Genomic DNA, 16,881 nt, shown 5'->3' with positions numbered 1-16,881 from the left:
GCAGGATGCTGTTTGGAATGTGGAAGCAAGTTTGATGCGCAAGATGATGATCGCGGCGATAGCGGCTCTGGCGTGGAGTGTTCCGGCATGGACCGTTCCGGCCTATGCCGCCGGACCGGTGGTGGAAAGCGTTGTGGTGTTGATGCGGCACGGCATTCGCCCGCCCACCAAGGACCCGGCGATGCCCGCAGGGACCGCCGCTGCGCCATGGCCCCGCTGGGATGTGCCGCCGGGCTGGCTGACGGCGCATGGCGGCGAAGCGGTCGAGAGCCTTGGCGTGCAGGATGGCGCATGGTTGCGGCGAATCGGTGTCCTGCCGGTTGCGGGTTGTCCCGATGCCACGCGGCTGCATATCGTGGCCGACAGCGATCAGCGCACCATCGCCACCGGGCAGCATTGGGTCAAGGGCGCGTTGAGCCATTGCGCGCCCGCCTTCGACCATTTGCCGCAGGATCAGGATGATCCGCGTTTCGGCCCGCTTTCGGCAGGTTTGGCGCGTATTGATCCGGGCGCTGCGGCGCTCGCGCTTGACCAGGCAGTAGGGCCGCAAGGGCTGGCCGGGATCGACCGCAGGCTGGCCCCGCTTTATGCCCGGTTGAATGCGATCCTGTGCGGCGGGGCGGCGGCGCCCTGTGGCATCGGCGTCGAGCCTACTCGTATCCGGCCCGCCACCGCGCAGGCGCGGCCTAAACTGTCGGGCATGCTCGACCGGGCCTCAACCGCTGCGCAGATCCTTTTGCTGGAATATGCCGATGGCAAGCCGATGGGTGAGGTGGGCTGGGGCCGGGCCAGTGCGGGCGATATTGCCGTGCTTTCCACGTTCCATGCCGAGGAATTTCGCCTGCTCGCCCGCCCGAGGCCGCTTGCCGCGCCCAATCTGGCCGGTCTGGCGCCGGTGCTGCGCGAGGGGCTGGAGGGCCGGGTCGGGCTGGCGCTGATTGTCGGGCATGACACGAATATTGCCAATCTGGCCGGTCTGCTGGGGCTGCATTGGCGGGTCGACGGGCTGGCGGCGGATGATCCCTCGCCGGGCGGGGCAATCATGCTCGAAGTGCTGCGGATGCCTTCGGGGCGGCGCATGGTGCGCGCCAGCTATCGGTCGCAAACGCTGGCGGGCATGCGCAGCGGCAAGGGGGCGGCGCTGCGCCATCCGATGGTCATTGAGGCCTGCCACGACGCGGTTCGGGGCATGTGTCCGCTGGATCAGGTTCTGGGCGCGTTGGGGCGTTAGGGCCGGGCGCCGGGGGCCGCCGATTATACACGTAAATGGTGCAGAATAGGGATTGATACATCCATTACGGAGGTAGTTCTCCTCCCGCCGGTAGTATTATTTTTGACCTAATTTATCACCGTTTCATTATGTACCGTGAACAACGTCCTTCGACCGAAGGGGCGCCCATCCTCGCAAGGGCGCTCTATGCGGGCCTTGCCTATTTTGCATTGGCGGCGTTGACCCTGCGCTTTGCCAGTGATGGGCGAAACCATGCGACGATCTGGATCGCGGACGCCGTCATTCTCGCGCTCTTGCTGCAAACCCCGCGTTCGCAATGGCGGCCGGTGCTGATCGCCGGGGTTATTGCAAACCATCTGGCCAATGATGCGGTGCGCGGTTTTGCCTGGAGCCACATTCTCTATGCCGCGATCAATATCACGCAGGCGTGGGTTGCGGCCATCTTCCTGCAACGCCGACTGGCCGCCTCCAGCATCCTGTCCGATATGCAATTGCTGGGGCGATTTGTCATTTGGGCGGGGGTGATTACGCCTGCGATCGGTGGCCTGCTGGGCGCGCTTTCGGCCATGGCCATTTATCAGCAGCCCTTCCTCGCTTCTTTCGCGCGCTGGTTTTTCAGCAATGCGCTGGGCATCGTGGTGGCAACGCCGTTTTTCAATTCCCTCTGGGATGGTTCCTATGGCGAATTCTATCGCGGCAAAACTCCTGCCCAGCGCTGGCAAATGCTGGGCCTGCTGGTTGGCTATGCCGCTCTTGTCGATCTGGTTTTCGTTCAGACCGATATGCCGCTGCTGTTCATTCCGGTCAGCGCGCTTGTTCTGCTGACCTTTCCGCTGGGGCGCCATGGGATAAAGATCGGCATTCTGATCACCGCCATCATCGGCATGATGGCCACGATCGGCAATCGTGGGCCGATCGCGCTGATGCATGGCGATCTGTTGGCCAAGTCGATTTTCTTTCAATTTTATCTGGTAACCACGCTGGCCACCTGCATGACCGTGGTGGCGATCATCACGTCGCGGGCCGAATTTGCGGCCAAACTGGATGATCGTGACAAATCCATCCGGATGATTTTGGCCAACAGCCCCGATGCGGTGCTCGGCTTTGATGGGCATGGCTGCTGCATCTTTGCCGGTGGCCCTACCGACAGCCTGCTCGACACGCATGCCGATGATCTGGTGGGTATCTCTTTGGCGCAGCTTGCCGAGCAATGGCCCGAGCTGGGAGGTTTTCTGGTCGGAAGGGGCACGGTTGCCGAGTTGCAATCGCGCGAAGGCTTTTGCGTGGAGGCCTCCTTTGCCCTGCTCGACCCGGCTTTGGCGCAGTCCGGCGCGGTGATCACATTCCACAACATCACCGCCCGCGCCCTTCGCGAGCGCGAACTGACCAGGAAGGCGTTTACCGATGATCTGACCCAGATCCTGAACCGGGCCGGGTTTCATCAGGGCGTGCATGATGTGATGAAGGAGGGCGTGACCTGTTCCCTCGCGTTGATTGATGTCGATTATTTCAAGGAAATCAATGATCGATATGGCCACGCCATGGGTGATGAGGTGTTGTCCCGCATTGGCCAGTGCCTGAGAACGGAAACGAGGGCGACCGATCTTGTCGGGCGGATCGGGGGCGATGAATTTGCCATCCTGTTTCGCGCCGATGCCGTTACGGCGGCCAAGGTTTGCGGCCGCATTCTTGAGCGATGTCGCCAGATCAACGGACTGATCGAGGGCGGCCATCCGGAATATGTGACGCTGAGTTGCGGCATTGCGCAGATGATGTCCGGATGGACCAAGGCGCAATTGTTCCGCACCGCCGATGAAGCGCTCTATGAGGTCAAGGCGCAGGGCCGCAACGCGGTCCGCCTGCGCGCTTGATCGCCGGGGCCCTGTTTCACACGATCAGGCGATAGCCGATGCCCGGTTCGTTGCGGATCATGCTCTGTTCGACCGGCACATCCTCCAGCTTGCGCCGCAATCCGCGCGCGGCCACGCGCAGATATTCCACCGCCTGTTCCTGCCCCGGCCCCCATACGCTGCGCAGGATCGCGGCATGCGACACCACCCGCCCCGGATAGCGAGCCAGTTCGGCCAGAAAGCCATATTCCTTGGGGCTGAGATGGACCTCGGCCCCATTGCGGCGCACGATGCGGGCGGCCAGATCCATCTCCACCGCCCCCAGCCTTACCAGCGGCGCGGCATTCTCGGCCAGCAGACGGTTGCGCAGCGCGACCCGCACGCGGGCCAGCACCTCGTCCGTATCGAAAGGCTTGGTAACATAATCATCCGCGCCCAGATCGAGCGCGGCCACCTTTTCGCCGGTTGCATCGCGCGCCGAAACGACCAGCAGCGCGGCCTTGGCCGCCTTGATCGGGCCGATCAGCTCCATCCCGTCGCGGTCGGGCAGACCCAGATCAAGCAGCACCAGATCGGGCTTGTCGATATTCAGCGCGGCCAGTGCCTCGCGCGCATTGGCGGCCTCGACCACGTCCAGCCCGGCGCGCGACAGGCTGCCGCGCAGCAGGCGGCGGATCGCCATTTCATCGTCCACCACCAGAACCTTTGGGCTGCCTGTCATGTTTGATCGCTCTCTTTCCACAGCAAAGCGCCGGGCATCGCCAGCGTGAAGCAGGCGCCTTGGCCGTCTGTGCGATTGGCGGCGCGGGCCTGCAACCCCATCGCCTCGGCAAAGCCTTTGACGATGGCCAGCCCCAGCCCGGTCCCGCCCTTGCGGTCAGATCCCTCCAACCGGGTAAAGGTTTCAAACACACGCGCCTGCGCGCCGGGCGGCAAACCGGGGCCTTCGTCGATCACCGACAGGTCCAGCCCATCGGTCCTTTGCCGCGCCGCGATGCGGATGGGGGTTTGGGCCGGGCTGTAATGCGCGGCATTTTCGATCAGGTTGATGAGGCAGTGATGGAGCAGCCGGGGGTCGAGCCGGACGAGGGGCAGATCAGGAGCAATGTCGATCAGGAGCCTCCGCGTGCCCAGCAAATGGCGCAGGTCATGCACCGCGCTGGCAACCGCCTCGGCCAGATCGACAGGTTCGGGCCGCCATTCCACCGCCCCCGTCTCGATCCGCACCATATCGAGCAGATTGGCGACAAAGCGTTGCAGCCGTTCTCCCTCGGCGCGGGCAAGGGCGAGCACGCGCTCCTGTTCGCGGTCGGCGGGCACAAGATTGCCCAGCAGGCCAATCACGGAGGTCAGCGGCGTGCGCAGATCATGGCTCACCGAGGAGAGCAGGGCGGCGCGCAAGGCGTCGCGCTCCTCCAACCGCCGCATCTGTCCGCGCTCGGCCTCCAGCCGTATACGGTCGAGGGCAAGACCCGCCTGATCGAGAAAACTGGTCAGCATGGGCAACAGGTCGGCCCGCACGGGTTGTGCGCCGTCGGCCCCGGCATCGGGCTGCGCCACGCCCAGCACGGCGAGCGCCTTGCCCCCCGCCTCGACCGGCAGAAACAGCCATTCGGCCGCCGAGAGCGTGTCGGACCCGCGCCCGGCCGGTCGGCGATTGTCAAAGGCCCATTGCGCCACCACCCGGTCCAGCGCCTGCAGGCCGACATCGGGCGGGCTGGCGGCGATTTCGACCAGTGCGCCATCCTCGGGCATCAGCAGCACCGTATAGGCCCCCAGCAGCCCGGCGCTTTCCTCGCACAGCACGCGGCCCAGATCGCCCGCCGCGCCGATCCCCGTCAATTGCCGCGCAAATCCGGCCAGCGCACTGGCCCGCACCGCACTGGCCCGCGACAGCATCGCCGTGTCGCGCAGGCGCCCCGCCATATGGCTGACCACCACGGCCACTGCCAGCAGCACGACCACCGTGATCAGATTTTGCGGATCGGCGATGGTGAACGTGTGGATCGGGGGGATGAAGAAGAAATTATAGGCCAGCGAAGACAGCAGCCCGGTGACGATCCCCGTCCACAGCCCATAGCGCGTGGCAGCAAGCATCACCGGCAGCAGATAGAGCAGCGCGATGTTGGTGACACTGCCCAGCGCGGCGAACAGAACGCCCGCCAAAGTGACACAGGCGATCAGCGCGCCCGAGATCAGCAGGCCGGGGGGCAGAAGCCATGCGGCCAGATCAAATTCGGCATCGCGCGCCGCCGCCGGGCGGCGTGGCTTAACTGGTGCATGGGAGGCCGCACGCGGCACAATATGCACTGCCGCGCCCAAGCCAAGACGGGCCAGTTGCGTTGCCAGCCCATCGCGGCGCACAAGACCCCGGCTCGCGCCTTGCCCCATCACCAGAATGGTGGCGCGCAGATCCGCCGCCATATGCGCTAGCCCCTCGGCCAACCCCGCCGCCGGAACGGTCGCCACTTGCGCGCCCAGTTGCGAGGCCAGATGGAGCGCGGCGGCAAGATCCTCACGCGAGGCGGCGTTGGGTGAGGCGGGGCCGGTTTCGATATGCACCGCCGTCCATGGCGCCGAGAGCGAATCCGCCAGCCTTTTGCCCGCGCGCACCACTTCCTGCGCTCCGGCCTCCGCGCCCACGGCCACCAACAGGCGCTCGCCCGCCGCCCATGTGCCTTCAAGAGCATGGGCGCGCAGATAGTCGAGCATTTGCGCATCAACCGCCTGCGCCGCGCGGCGCAGCGCCAGTTCGCGCAGGGCCGTCAGATTGGAATGCGAAAAGAAATGCGCCAGCGCCCGGCTCGCCTCCTGCGGCACATAGACCTTGCCCGCTTTCAGCCGCTCGATCAGCTCGCCGGGGGGGATATCGACCACCTCGATCTCGGCATGGTCCAGCACCCGGTCGGGCAGCGTTTCGCGCACGCGCAGCCGGGCAAAGGAGGCCACCACATCGTTGAGGCTTTCCAGATGCTGGACATTGAGGGTCGAATAGACGTCGATCCCGGCGTTGAGCACCTCCTCGACATCCTGCCAGCGCTTGTCGTGGCGGCAACCGGGCGCGTTGGTATGGGCCAGTTCGTCGATCAAAACGAGCGCGGGGCGGCGCGCAAGGATGGCGTCGAGGTCCATCTCATGCAGTATCTGGCCGCGATGGTCGATGGCGCGGCGGGGGATGATTTCAAAGCCTGCGGCCCGCTGCTCGGTTTCGGCGCGGCCATGGGTTTCGATGACGCCGATCACCACATCCTCGCCCGCATCGCGGCGGCGCGTGGCCTGCATCAGCATTTCATAGGTCTTGCCCACGCCCGGAGCCGCCCCAAGGAAAACCTTGAGGCGGCCGCGAGTGCCGTTCTGGCGGCTGATGGCGCGCAGCAGCGCGTCAGGATCGGGGCGGGCCGTGTTCACCGCGCGATCATGCCCCCTGTTGCCCACTCGGTCGAGAGGCGGCGTCGAGCGCCAGATTGAGCCGCAGCACATTCACCCGGTTTTCGCCCAGCACACCGGCCAGCGGCCTCTCAACGGCGGCGCGTACCAGCGCCTCGACGCGCTCGACCGGCATATGGCGCGCCTGCGCCACGCGGGGGGCCTGCAAAAGAGCCGCCTCGGGGCTGATATGAGGGTCAAGCCCCGAGGCGGAGGTGGTCACCATTGCAGGTGGGACGTCGGGATAGCCTTGGGCGCGCAGGGCGGCGGCGTCCTTGGCGATTCGCGCGGCCAGCACCGCCGAAGCGGGGCCAAGGTTGGAACCGGCCGATGCGCTGGCATCATAATTGGCGGCCGAGGGGCGGGGGTGGAAATAGCCCGGCGCGGCAAAGCCCTGCGCCAGCAGGTCCGAGCCGATCATCTGCCCGTGGCGCTCGATCAGGCTGCCATTAGCCTGATGCGGGAAAAGGGCCTGCGCGGCGGCGGTGATGGCCAGAGGATAGGCCCCGCCCAGCAAGAGGGCAAAACCGGCGGTCATCACCAGCGAAGGGCGCAGGGCGGAAGCAAAAGTCTTGAGCATGGGTTCTCTCCCTCAGGCCAGATTGAGCGCGGCAACGGCAAGGTCGATCGCCTTGATGCCAACAAAGGGCGCGATCAGCCCGCCCAGCCCATAGATCGCCAGATTGCGCGCCAGCATCGGCCCCGCGCCCATCGGGCGATAGGTCACGCCTCTCAGCGCCAGCGGCACCAGCGCCGGAATGATCAGCGCGTTAAAGATGATCGCCGACAGGATCGCGCTTTGCGGTGAAGCGAGCCCCATCACATTGAGCGCGCCAAGGCCGGGATAGAGCACGACGAACATGGCCGGAATGATGGCGAAATATTTGGCCACGTCATTGGCCACGCTAAAGGTGGTCAAGGCCCCGCGCGTCATCAGCAATTGCTTGCCCAGCCCGACGATCTCGATCAGCTTGGTCGGGTCTGAGTCCAGATCGACCATATTGCCCGCCTCGCGCGCGGCCTGTGTGCCGGTGTTCATCGCCACGCCGACATCGGCCTGCGCCAGAGCGGGCGCGTCATTCGTCCCATCGCCGCACATGGCCACCAGACGCCCGCCCTGCTGCTCCTGCCGGATCAGCGCCAGCTTGTCCTCGGGCGTGGCCTCGGCGAGGAAATCGTCGACGCCTGCTTCGGCGGCAATGGCGGCGGCGGTCAGGGGATTGTCGCCGGTGATCATCACCGTGCGGATGCCCATCTGGCGCAATTGGGCAAAGCGGTCGCGCACACCCGATTTGATAACGTCCTTGAGCGCGATCACACCCAGCAACCGGCCATTTTCCGCCACGCCCAGCGGGGTCTGGCCAAGACGGGCGATGTCATCGGCCATGCGGCGCATCTCGGCGGCGGCGGTTTGCCCGATATCGGGATGGGCGCGCAGCAGCGAATCCACCGCGCCCTTCTGGATCAGGCTCTGGCCGCTGCGGATGCCCGACAGGCGGGTCTGGGCAGTAAAGGGGATGATCTGCGCATCCTGGGGCAGCTCGCCCTGCGCCAGATAGGCGGCGCGGGCCAGCACCACGATGGAGCGCCCCTCGGGGGTCTCATCGGCCAGACTGGCCATCAGCGCAGCCTGCGCCAGACGCTCCATCGCCACGCCGGTCAGCGGGCGGAATTCGCAGGCCGCCCGGTCGCCCACGGTGATCGTCCCGGTCTTGTCCAGCAACAGCACGTCAATATCGCCCGCCGCCTCGACAGCGCGGCCCGATTTGGCCAGCACGTTGAAGCGCACCAGTCGGTCCATCCCGGCAATGCCGATGGCCGAGAGCAGCGCGGCAATCGTGGTGGGGATGAGCGTGATCAGCAGCGCGGCCAGCACCGCCACCGGCACGCCGCCCCCCGCATAATGGGCGAAGGCGGGAATGGTCGATACCGCGATCAGGAAGATAATCGTCAGCCCCACCAGCAGGATCGTCAGCGCGATCTCGTTGGGGGTCTTTTGCCGCTGCGCGCCTTCGACCAGTGCGATCATGCGGTCGAGAAAGCCTTGCCCCGGCTCCTGCGTCACCCGCACGCGGATGTGGTCGGAAATGACGCGGGTGCCGGCGGTGACGGCGCTGCGGTCGCCGCCGGCCTCGCGGATGACGGGCGCGCTCTCGCCGGTGATGGCGGCCTCGTTGACGCTGGCCACGCCTTCGATCACCTCGCCATCGGCCGGGATCAGATCGCCGGTTTCGACAAGGACTTCATCGCCGCGCTTCAACTGGCTGGCCGGGACCATGCGGCCATCGGGCAGGCGGGCGACAAGATCGGACTTGGTGGCGCGCAACGAGGCCGCCTGCGCCCGGCCCCGCCCTTCGGCCAGCGCCTCGGCAAAAGTGCCGAACAGAACCGTCAGCCAGAGCCAGGCGATCAATTGCAGTTGAAAGCCCAGCGACAGGCCGCCATCGCCGATGACCAGCAGGACAGTCAGCAGCGTGGCGACGACCGCCGTGGTAAACAGTACCGGATTGCCGATAAGCTCGCGCGGGGCCAGTTTGCGCAAGGCATCGCGCATCGCGGGCAGCACCAGTTCGGGCGCAAACATGGATTGGGGGGTGGACATCTCTATCGTCCTTTAGAAAGCAGTATGTGCCAGCACCGACACCTGATCGGCAATCGGGCCAAGCGCGAGGCTGGGCAGGAAGGTGAGGCCGCCAAGGATCAGGATCACCCCGATCAGCAGGCCGACCCACAGCGCCCCGGTGGTGGGAAAGGAACCGGCGGTGGCGGGCGTGTGCCGCTTGGCGGCAAGGCTGCCCGCGATGGCCAGCACGGGGATGATGACAAAGAAACGCCCCACCCACATCGCCACGCCCAGCAGGCCGTTGTAGAAGGGCGTGCCAGCGCTGAGGCCCGCAAAAGCCGAGCCATTGTTGGCCGTGGCCGAGGAGAAAGCGTAGAGGATCTCGGAAAACCCATGCGGGCCTTTGTTGATCGGTCCGGCCAAACCGGCGGGCAGCACGGCGGCCAGCGCGGTAAACCCAAGGATCGAGAGCGGCAGCACGGCAATCGCCAGCACGGCCAGCTTGACCTCGCGCGCCTCGATCTTCTTGCCGACATATTCCGGCGTGCGCCCCACCATCAGCCCGGCCACGAACACCGCCAGCAGCGCAAAGAGCAGGAAGCCGTAGATCCCCGAACCGACGCCGCCGATGACGATCTCGCCAAGCTGCATGTTGAAGATCGGGATCAGGCCGCCGATCGCGGTGAAACTGTCATGCATGGCGTTGACCGCGCCGCAGCTGGCCGCGGTGGTGACGGCGGAGAACAGGGCGCTGGCGGCGATGCCGAAGCGCACTTCCTTGCCCTCCATATGGCCGCCCGCCATGGCCAGAGTGGCGCCATTGGCCTCCTGCCAATAGGCGATGCCCGCGCCCGCCACGAACAGGATCAGCATTGCCCAAAGGATCGCCCAGCCCTGACGCGTGTTGCCCACCGCCCGGCCAAAGCACCATGTCAGGCCCGAGCCGATGGCAAAGATCGAGAGCATCTGGGCAAAATTGGTCAGCGCGGTCGGGTTCTCAAACGGATGGGCCGAATTGGCGTTGTAAAAGCCGCCGCCATTGGTGCCCAGCATCTTGATCGCTTCTTGCGATGCCACGGGGCCCAGCACGATCGCCTGTTTCGCGCCCTCCAGCGTATGGGCCTCGACCAGACTGGCCAAGGTTTGCGGCACGCCGCAGGCCACCAGAAACAGCGCGTAGACCACGCAGACCGGCAGCAGCAGATAGAGCGTGATGCGGGTGCAGTCGGCCCAGAAATTGCCGACCGTCCTGGCCTCATGGCGGGCAAAACCCCGAAACAGGGCAAAGGCGATGGCGATGCCGGTGGCGGCGGAAAGGAAGTTGTGGATGGTCAGGCCCACCATCTGGCTGAAGTTCGACAGCACGGTCTCGCCCGCATACCATTGCCAGTTGGTGTTGGTGACAAAGGCGATGGCGGTGTTCATCGCGCCATCGGCGCCAATCCCGGCCAATCCGCGCGGGTTCATCGGAAGAACGCCTTGCAACCGCAGGATCGCATAGGTGAAGAGCGTGAGCACCACCTGAAAGGCCAGCATATGCAGGCCATAGGCCAGCCAGCCCTGTTCGCGGTTCGGGTCGATGCCCGATGCGCGATAGAACCCGCGCTCGACCGGGCCCAGCACGCGGTGCAGCGCGGTAGCGCGCCCTTCGTAAAGGGCAAACAGCCATTGGCCTACAGGCTTTGCCAGCAGCGCCACCAGCGCGGTGAAAATAAGGATCAGGCCCCAGCCCGACATGGTCATGCCAGTTGTCACAGGTGCCTCCTTTCTAGAACTTTTCGGGCCGCAGCAGCGCGACCACGAGATAGGCGAGCAGGCCCAGCGCAGTGAGCGCGGCCAGCCAGAGCGAAAGGGTCATTGCCGGTTTCCTTGAAGATCAGGCGCGCTCGATCAGGCGCAAAAAGGCAAGGCTGGCCAGCACGAGGCCGGCGAGCACGCAGAGCCAGACAAGGTCGTTCATCGCATGGGCATCCTTTGCGGATTAAAGGATGCCGCAAAGAGGCTGGCCCCCATGCGGCATGGGCAAGCGATGCGCCATAGACGCGCTAAATTGCCATGTGAGGCTGGGGGCGGGGCCGTGAAATTTGCGTAAAATGCGCCCGCCCCGCCAAATGAAAAAGGGCCGGCAAGACCAGCCCTTTGACGCGGATAGGGGGTTGGATGCGACTTCAATCCAAGGGCGGATTGGCGGCGGCCGGGGACGAGGCCGGAGGCATCGGGGGCGGCACCGTCAGGCCGCCTTTGCGCCGGTCCGGCTTGGCGCTCCACGGCGAGCGCATGTAATAGGGCACCTGAATGAAGGTCGCCTCAATGGCGGTGATCTGGCCGCCCTTGATCTTGAAGAGTTCCAGCACGCTCCAGCTTTGCGGTTCGCGGAAGATCGAGCGGGTTTTGGTGCCATCGGTCAGTTCAAACGTATCGAGCACGCCCTTATGGTCGATAAAGGCGCGCGACATGACGATCCCGCGCGCTTCATCGACCAGGAAATAGTCCCGGTCGCGCACCCTCTCGTTGAAGCGATAGCGCCCGGCGCGGAAATTCTTCTCGATCTCGGGAAATTCCATGCCATTTTCAAACCGCCGGGCATCGGGGGCGAAGCGCGTATTGCGGATCGTGCCGTCATTGTTTTCCAGCGTGGTGAAATAGCCGTCTGCCAGTTTGATCAAATCGCTTCGGCTCATCTTTTCTTCCGCCGGGACGCGCCGGGCCAGATCGGGGTTGTGCACGAATCCTTCGACCGGGCCGATGGGCGTGGGCGGCGCGGAAAGGTTGCGCTTGGTGGAAACGATATGTTCGGCCTCCACGATTTGCCGCGCGCGGATTTTCAGGCGAATGGCCAGAAAGCCCTGAACGTCATTCTGCTGGATCGAGGTGTAGATGCCGACCTGTCCGGTGACGGGGTCTGACACAATCAGCGCAGGGCCGATTTCGCGCGCGACCGTGTGCCATGTGCCGTCGGGCAGCGCCATTTCGACATTGTTTTCGCTAAAGCGCAAGGATTTGGCAAAAGGCGCGCGTTTGGGGTCATGGGCCAGATAGGCGGTGCGATAGGCCGTGGCGATGCCTTCAAGGCAGGTCTTGTCGCATCCGGCGGCCTTGGGCGCGGCGGCAAACACCGAAGGCGCCGTCATCATGGCCATGCCCCCGGCGAGCAGCGCAAGGTATCGTTTCGGCATCATGGATTTCCCCCATCATTTGTGTGATGGCGCAGCTAGGCGCGGCCACGCCAGTCTGTCTTTGCCCAGAGCGAACGGGCATTGGCCCCGCAGCTCAATGGCCCGTTCTGGCCGCGCGATAGGTGCGCGGGCTGGTGCCGTAGTGGGTTTTGAAGACCCGGCTGAAGTGGGCCGAATTGCTGAAACCGTTGGCAAAGGCGATCTCGGTGATCGAGCGGGCGGTATAGGCGGGCGAGGCCAGTTCTTCGCCGCAACGGCGCACCCGCATGGCCCAGATACATTCGCTGATCGTCTGATCGTCGCAAAACAGCTTGTGGAGATAGCGCTTGGTGCAATGCATCGCCTGCGCCACCGCGTCGAGCGTCAGATCGGGATCGCGGAAATTGCGGCGGATATAGGCCATCACTCGCTCGCGCATCGTGTCCTGCATCGAACTGCGCGCGATGCCCTCGCCGCATTCGCCCAGCGCCAGACGCAGCATATCGACCATCGTGGCGCCCAGATCGCTGTCGAGCAGCGCATTTTCGCCCTCGTCCAGATCGTCGATCACGCCTTGCGTACAGCGCTGGAGCAGCTTGACCATGCCGGAAACCGGTCTCGGCCGCATCGCGATCCGGCGGGCCGTATCGGCCAGCCCGGCATAGGCGCTGCGCGGCACGATCAGCGCAAATTGGCCGGTCGCCGCCTCATTGGTCAGGCGATAGCTGCGCGCCATGTCATAGAGCAGCCATTGGCCGCTTTCCAGCGCCACCTGATGGCCCGCCTGCTCGACGATTGTGCTGCCCGAAAGCTGGATGACCAGTTTGAGCAGATCGCCTGAGGCGTCCTGCGGCGCGGCGCGTTCGCGCTGGATCTCATGAGGCCCCACCGCAATCCGCCCGACCGACAGCGAGGACAGCGCCCGCGTGCGGACATCGGCGCGCAGGCCCTCGGCGCCAAGACTGCGCACGCGCAGCGGGACAAGGCTGCGCCAATGGAGCGCCCATGCCTCGGCGGCCTCGGTACCGGATAATCCGGCGGTGGTGAAATGCTTGCTCGCGGCCATCGCTCTCTCCCCTGCCGACTGCTGTTTTTGATGGCATTTATCTGCCCTGCCATTAGTTATGTCACATAATGAAAATCCGGCAAGTCCTCAATCGCATGCTGTTCGTCAGGGGCACACTGACAGGTTCGCTGCCAAGCAAGCCCGCGACGCGCACAGGGCGCTAGGATGCCTGCCATCATTCGAGAGGGTTGAAGAAAGCATGGTGGATTACAGCGGCATGCCGGCGATGCGGGGCTTTTTCGCGCCCCAGCGATTCGAGGCGGATGTATGGGACTGCGAGGTCGAAGGGACCATTCCGCCCGCCCTGTCCGGCGCCTTTGTGCGCGTGGGCAGCGACTGGAACTATCCTCCCAGACACAGCGATGACGCGCCCTTCAACCAGGACGGCTATATCAGCATGTTCCGCATCAAGGGCGGCCGCGCCAGCTATAAGGGCCGCTGGGTCAAGACGCCGCGCTTTCTCAATTGCAACAAGGCCGGGCGCCAGCTCTACGGCTATTACCGCAATCCCTTTGACAATGAGCCGGGCTTTCAAAACATTGACAAACCGTGGCTGAACACGGTGATGAACACGGCGGTTCTGGCCCATGCGGGCAAATTGATGGTGCTCAAAGAGGACAGCCGCCCCTATGCGGTTGATCCGGTCACGCTCGACACGCTGGGCGAATGGGATTTCCATGGCGGCTATAAAAGCCAGACCTTCACCGCCCATCCCAAGGTGGACAATCGCACGGGCGAGTTGCTGGCCTATGGTTTTGAGGCCACCGGGCTGGCGAGCGACGACCTGTTCTATTACGTGATCGACGCCGGGGGCCGGGTCAAGCATGAGGTCCGCCTCAAAGTCCCCTATGTCAGCATGATCCACGATTGGGCGGTGACCGAAAGCCATGTGATCTTTCCGGTCTTTCCCTATTGCACCTCGATGGAGCAGCTTCGCGCAGGCCAGATCCACTGGAAATGGGATGAAGGCAGGCCGACCATGATCGGCATCATGCCGCGCTATGGCTCGCCGCGCGACATCCGCTGGTTCAAAGGGCCCGCGCGCGCCATTGTCCACACCTTCAACGCGCGCACGGTCGGCTCCAAAGTCATCCTCGAAACGCCCAGTTTCGACGGCAATCCCTTCCCCTTCTTTCCCGCGACGAATGGGGCAAAGTGGGACCCGGTCAAAGGCCGCGCCTTCATTCGCCGGATGACCTTCGATCTGGCCTCCGATCACGACGGCTATGTCGAGGAGATCCTTGTGCCGGGATTGAATGTCGTGGATCTGGGGCGGATCGATGATCGCTATACCGGGCGCGACAATCGCTATGGCTTTGCCCCGTTCCGCGATGACAGCAAACCTTTTGACGCGGCGCGCGCGGGCAATGCGGGCGGGCGCGTCACCAACAGCTACGGCATGTTTGATCTTAAAGAAGGCACATGGCGTTCCTTCTTCGCCGGCCCTACCCACAGCCTGCAGGAGCCGGACTTCATCCCCCGTTCGCCCGATGCGCCCGAGGGCGATGGCTGGCTGATCGGCGTGGCCAACAATTACGCCGAGAGCCGCTCGGAAATGGTGATTGCCGATACGCGCGATCTGGCCGCCGGGGCGGTGGCGCGGATCATCCTGCCCTTCCGTTCAAACGTACAGGTGCATGGGCGCTGGTTCAGCGACAAGGAGATCGCCTTTGGCTGAGGCATTTGGCATGATGCGGACCAGCCGCCGCAGTCTTTTGGGCGGCGCCTGCGCGGCGCTGTCGGGGGCCGTTTCGCCCGCATGGGGCCGTGCATGGGCGGCCCCGCACCGCGCCCCGCCGGTGGGCGCGACATTTAACGAACAGGTCTATTTCGATGTGACAGGGCAGGTGCCTGGCTGGTGTCCGCCCGCGGGCCAGCGCGGCCTTGCCGCCACCGCCCATCTGGATGAAACCCAGTTCCGCATGGCGCATCCCTATTGTTGAGCCGATCAGGCCCGCCGCGTGCTAAAGGTGACGGCGGGCCAGTTTTTCGCGCAGGCCCGCCTCGGGATCAGCCAGCAGTCGGCTGGTATTGTCGAGGGCCATGACGCGCCGCTGATCGCCATACGCTTCCCACGCCGGGAGACCATCAGCGGCGGGGCGGCCTGTGGCGGCAAATTCCACCCAAGCCGCGCTGACCTGCCGGGCCAGCGCTCTGGCCTGCGCCGTTCCGCCCGTCAGCGCCATCTGGCTGTCCACCGCATCAAACACGAAAGGCGCCTCCAGCGTGTGCAGCGCGCCCAGCTTGCCCTCCAGCGCGGGACTTTGCCAATCAAAGCGATAGGCGAAGACCGGCGCACCGCCCTGCGCCGACTGGCGGTCGGCCAGCAGCAGGGTGGGGGCCATAATCTGCTCGTCGGAAAAGGACTGGATATAGCGCCGCGCGGGCGAGGCCTCGGGATAGCGCGCCCGGTATTGCGCCAGCAGACTTTGCGTGTCAGGCCCCAGATAGGTGGCGGCTCTTGCGGCCAGCCCGGCCTCGTCAAGGGAGAAGCCCTGCGGGTCATTGCCCATGAAAAAGCTCATCTCCTGCGCGTTCCAGCCGATCAGCAGGGGGATATCGCGGGCCTGATCCGGGGCGGTGGGGGCAAAAGGATGGCGCGGCAACAGGTGCGGGTCGAGCACCGGTGCAAAGCAGGACAGATCGGTAAAGCTGCGCGCCGGATTGGCCGCCGCCACCGCAAAATAGGCCGCCATCAGCCGGTCGAGCGGCATGCGGCGCAATTCCTCCGCATCGCCGGGGCGCAGCGACAGGGCGTGGAGCAGTTGGTCGGTGATGCCCGCCGCCTGCTCTCGCTCCATCATGCGCAGGCCTGGCCCGCTCTGGATCGCGGCGCGATGCACCAGACCCTGCGCAGCGGACGAGGCCAGCAGCCAGCCCGTTTTCATGCCCCCGCCCGACTCGCCAAACACCATGATCCGCGACGGGTCGCCGCCAAAGGCCTCGATATTCTCACGCACCCATTGCAGCGCGGTCACGATATCGAGCATGCCCAGATTGCCCGTGCCATCAAACCCGCCGCCCGGCAGGTCGTCCAGATGGGCAAAGCCCAGCACATTGAGCCGGTGATTGATGCTGACCACCACCACATCGCCGCGCCGGGCCAGTGCAGCGCCATCGCCGCTGGCCCCGGAACCCACCGCAAAGAAGCCGCCGTGCAGCCACACCATCACTGGCCGCTTTCGCTCGTCGCGCAGCCCGCTGGTCCACACATTGAGCACCTGACAAGCCTCATCCTCGCGCAAAGGCGGGGGCGGCGGGGCGCCGGCGGGGCGGGGCAAATGCGCCAGAATGACGGGCGAAGGCCCGCCGCCGCGCGGATTGACCTGTGGCGCCGCCGGACCATAGGCCAGCGTCTCGCGCAGGCCCGACCATGGCGCGGGCGGCGCGGGGCGTTCAAACCTTGCCGCCTGCGCATAGGGGATGCCGCGAAAAGCCATCACGCCGTCGTTCAGCGCGCCCAATACCTTGCCGCTGGTGGTGTCGGCCACGGGCGCGACGGTGGCGGAAACGGGGTTGTTCATGGTCATGGCAAGGCCTCCAAGGCCAATCAGTCCAAGGGTTTCGCGCCGGTTGAGCGCAGGGCGCGG

Annotated in this window: 13 protein-coding genes; 4 read left to right on the top strand and 9 right to left on the bottom strand. The window is 65.1% G+C overall.

The features are described 5' to 3' along the window. The first annotated feature begins 34 nt into the window (after window positions 1–34). Window positions 35–1,231, top strand: coding sequence for a histidine-type phosphatase (locus PQ467_RS21635; protein ID WP_274176540.1), 1,197 nt, complete (start codon window positions 35–37; stop codon window positions 1,229–1,231). Window positions 1,232–1,359: 128 nt separating this feature from the next. Next, a complete protein-coding gene (locus PQ467_RS21630) occupies window positions 1,360–3,102 on the top strand; it encodes a sensor domain-containing diguanylate cyclase (RefSeq protein ID WP_274176539.1) in 1,743 nt (580 codons plus the stop codon). Window positions 3,103–3,118: 16 nt separating this feature from the next. Here the strand turns inward: PQ467_RS21630 and PQ467_RS21625 are convergent, their stop codons facing one another. The 8 genes from PQ467_RS21625 to PQ467_RS21590 form a co-directional block, all read right to left on the bottom strand. After that, complete coding sequence (locus PQ467_RS21625) at window positions 3,119–3,802, bottom strand: response regulator (RefSeq protein WP_274176538.1); 684 nt, start codon at window positions 3,800–3,802, stop codon at window positions 3,119–3,121. Continuing rightward, window positions 3,799–6,489, bottom strand: coding sequence for a sensor histidine kinase (locus PQ467_RS21620; protein WP_274176537.1), 2,691 nt, complete (start codon window positions 6,487–6,489; stop codon window positions 3,799–3,801). Before PQ467_RS21620 ends, PQ467_RS21625 begins: the two co-directional genes overlap by 4 nt. Window positions 6,490–6,496: 7 nt before the next feature. Continuing rightward, window positions 6,497–7,087 carry a potassium-transporting ATPase subunit KdpC gene (gene kdpC, locus PQ467_RS21615; RefSeq protein ID WP_274176536.1) on the bottom strand — a complete coding sequence of 197 codons (591 nt, stop codon included), beginning with the start codon at window positions 7,085–7,087 and terminating at the stop codon, window positions 6,497–6,499. A 12-nt stretch (window positions 7,088–7,099) separates the two neighbouring features. Then, on the bottom strand, window positions 7,100–9,109 hold the full coding sequence (kdpB, locus tag PQ467_RS21610) for a potassium-transporting ATPase subunit KdpB (RefSeq protein ID WP_274176535.1): 2,010 nt from the start codon (window positions 9,107–9,109) through the stop codon (window positions 7,100–7,102). Between the two features lie 12 nt (window positions 9,110–9,121). Beyond that, window positions 9,122–10,813: a potassium-transporting ATPase subunit KdpA gene (gene kdpA / locus PQ467_RS21605; RefSeq protein WP_274177282.1), complete on the bottom strand. Its 1,692-nt coding sequence runs from the start codon at window positions 10,811–10,813 to the stop codon at window positions 9,122–9,124. Between the two features lie 25 nt (window positions 10,814–10,838). Then, a complete protein-coding gene (gene kdpF / locus PQ467_RS21600) occupies window positions 10,839–10,928 on the bottom strand; it encodes a K(+)-transporting ATPase subunit F (RefSeq protein WP_168601937.1) in 90 nt (29 codons plus the stop codon). Window positions 10,929–11,238: 310 nt separating this feature from the next. Further along, window positions 11,239–12,249 (bottom strand): hypothetical protein, encoded by a 1,011-nt coding sequence (locus tag PQ467_RS21595; protein WP_274176534.1) that lies wholly within the window; start codon window positions 12,247–12,249, stop codon window positions 11,239–11,241. Window positions 12,250–12,340: 91 nt separating this feature from the next. Next, window positions 12,341–13,291: a helix-turn-helix domain-containing protein gene (locus PQ467_RS21590; protein ID WP_274176533.1), complete on the bottom strand. Its 951-nt coding sequence runs from the start codon at window positions 13,289–13,291 to the stop codon at window positions 12,341–12,343. A 217-nt stretch (window positions 13,292–13,508) separates the two neighbouring features. Between PQ467_RS21590 and PQ467_RS21585 the strand changes: the two genes are divergently transcribed. Further along, on the top strand, window positions 13,509–14,969 hold the full coding sequence (locus tag PQ467_RS21585) for a carotenoid oxygenase family protein (protein WP_274176532.1): 1,461 nt from the start codon (window positions 13,509–13,511) through the stop codon (window positions 14,967–14,969). After that, entirely contained in the window at window positions 14,962–15,234 is a 273-nt protein-coding gene (locus tag PQ467_RS21580; RefSeq protein WP_274176531.1) for a hypothetical protein, read from the top strand. The genes PQ467_RS21585 and PQ467_RS21580 overlap by 8 nt, the downstream gene beginning before the upstream one ends. Before the next feature lie 21 nt (window positions 15,235–15,255). Here the strand turns inward: PQ467_RS21580 and PQ467_RS21575 are convergent, their stop codons facing one another. Continuing rightward, entirely contained in the window at window positions 15,256–16,821 is a 1,566-nt protein-coding gene (locus tag PQ467_RS21575; RefSeq protein WP_274176530.1) for a carboxylesterase/lipase family protein, read from the bottom strand. Window positions 16,822–16,881: the final 60 nt, after the last annotated feature.

It is taken from the genome of Novosphingobium sp. KACC 22771 (genome assembly GCF_028736195.1).
GTDB lineage: Bacteria > Pseudomonadota > Alphaproteobacteria > Sphingomonadales > Sphingomonadaceae > Novosphingobium.
This window is presented reverse-complemented; position numbering and strand designations above follow the sequence as displayed.

What these genes read in the sequence shown, in the direction of transcription:
- PQ467_RS21585 (WP_274176532.1), top strand. Translation starts at nt 13,509, where the DNA reads ATGCCGGCGATGCGGGGCTTTTTCGCGCCCCAGCGATTCGAGGCGGAT.
- PQ467_RS21630 (WP_274176539.1), top strand. Translation starts at nt 1,360, where the DNA reads ATGTACCGTGAACAACGTCCTTCGACCGAAGGGGCGCCCATCCTCGCA.
- PQ467_RS21590 (WP_274176533.1), bottom strand. Translation starts at nt 13,291, where the DNA reads ATGGCCGCGAGCAAGCATTTCACCACCGCCGGATTATCCGGTACCGAG.
- PQ467_RS21635 (WP_274176540.1), top strand. Translation starts at nt 35, where the DNA reads ATGCGCAAGATGATGATCGCGGCGATAGCGGCTCTGGCGTGGAGTGTT.
- PQ467_RS21595 (WP_274176534.1), bottom strand. Translation starts at nt 12,249, where the DNA reads ATGATGCCGAAACGATACCTTGCGCTGCTCGCCGGGGGCATGGCCATG.
- PQ467_RS21575 (WP_274176530.1), bottom strand. Translation starts at nt 16,821, where the DNA reads ATGACCATGAACAACCCCGTTTCCGCCACCGTCGCGCCCGTGGCCGAC.
- kdpA (WP_274177282.1), bottom strand. Translation starts at nt 10,813, where the DNA reads ATGACCATGTCGGGCTGGGGCCTGATCCTTATTTTCACCGCGCTGGTG.
- kdpB (WP_274176535.1), bottom strand. Translation starts at nt 9,109, where the DNA reads ATGTCCACCCCCCAATCCATGTTTGCGCCCGAACTGGTGCTGCCCGCG.
- PQ467_RS21625 (WP_274176538.1), bottom strand. Translation starts at nt 3,802, where the DNA reads ATGACAGGCAGCCCAAAGGTTCTGGTGGTGGACGATGAAATGGCGATC.
- kdpF (WP_168601937.1), bottom strand. Translation starts at nt 10,928, where the DNA reads ATGACCCTTTCGCTCTGGCTGGCCGCGCTCACTGCGCTGGGCCTGCTC.
- kdpC (WP_274176536.1), bottom strand. Translation starts at nt 7,087, where the DNA reads ATGCTCAAGACTTTTGCTTCCGCCCTGCGCCCTTCGCTGGTGATGACC.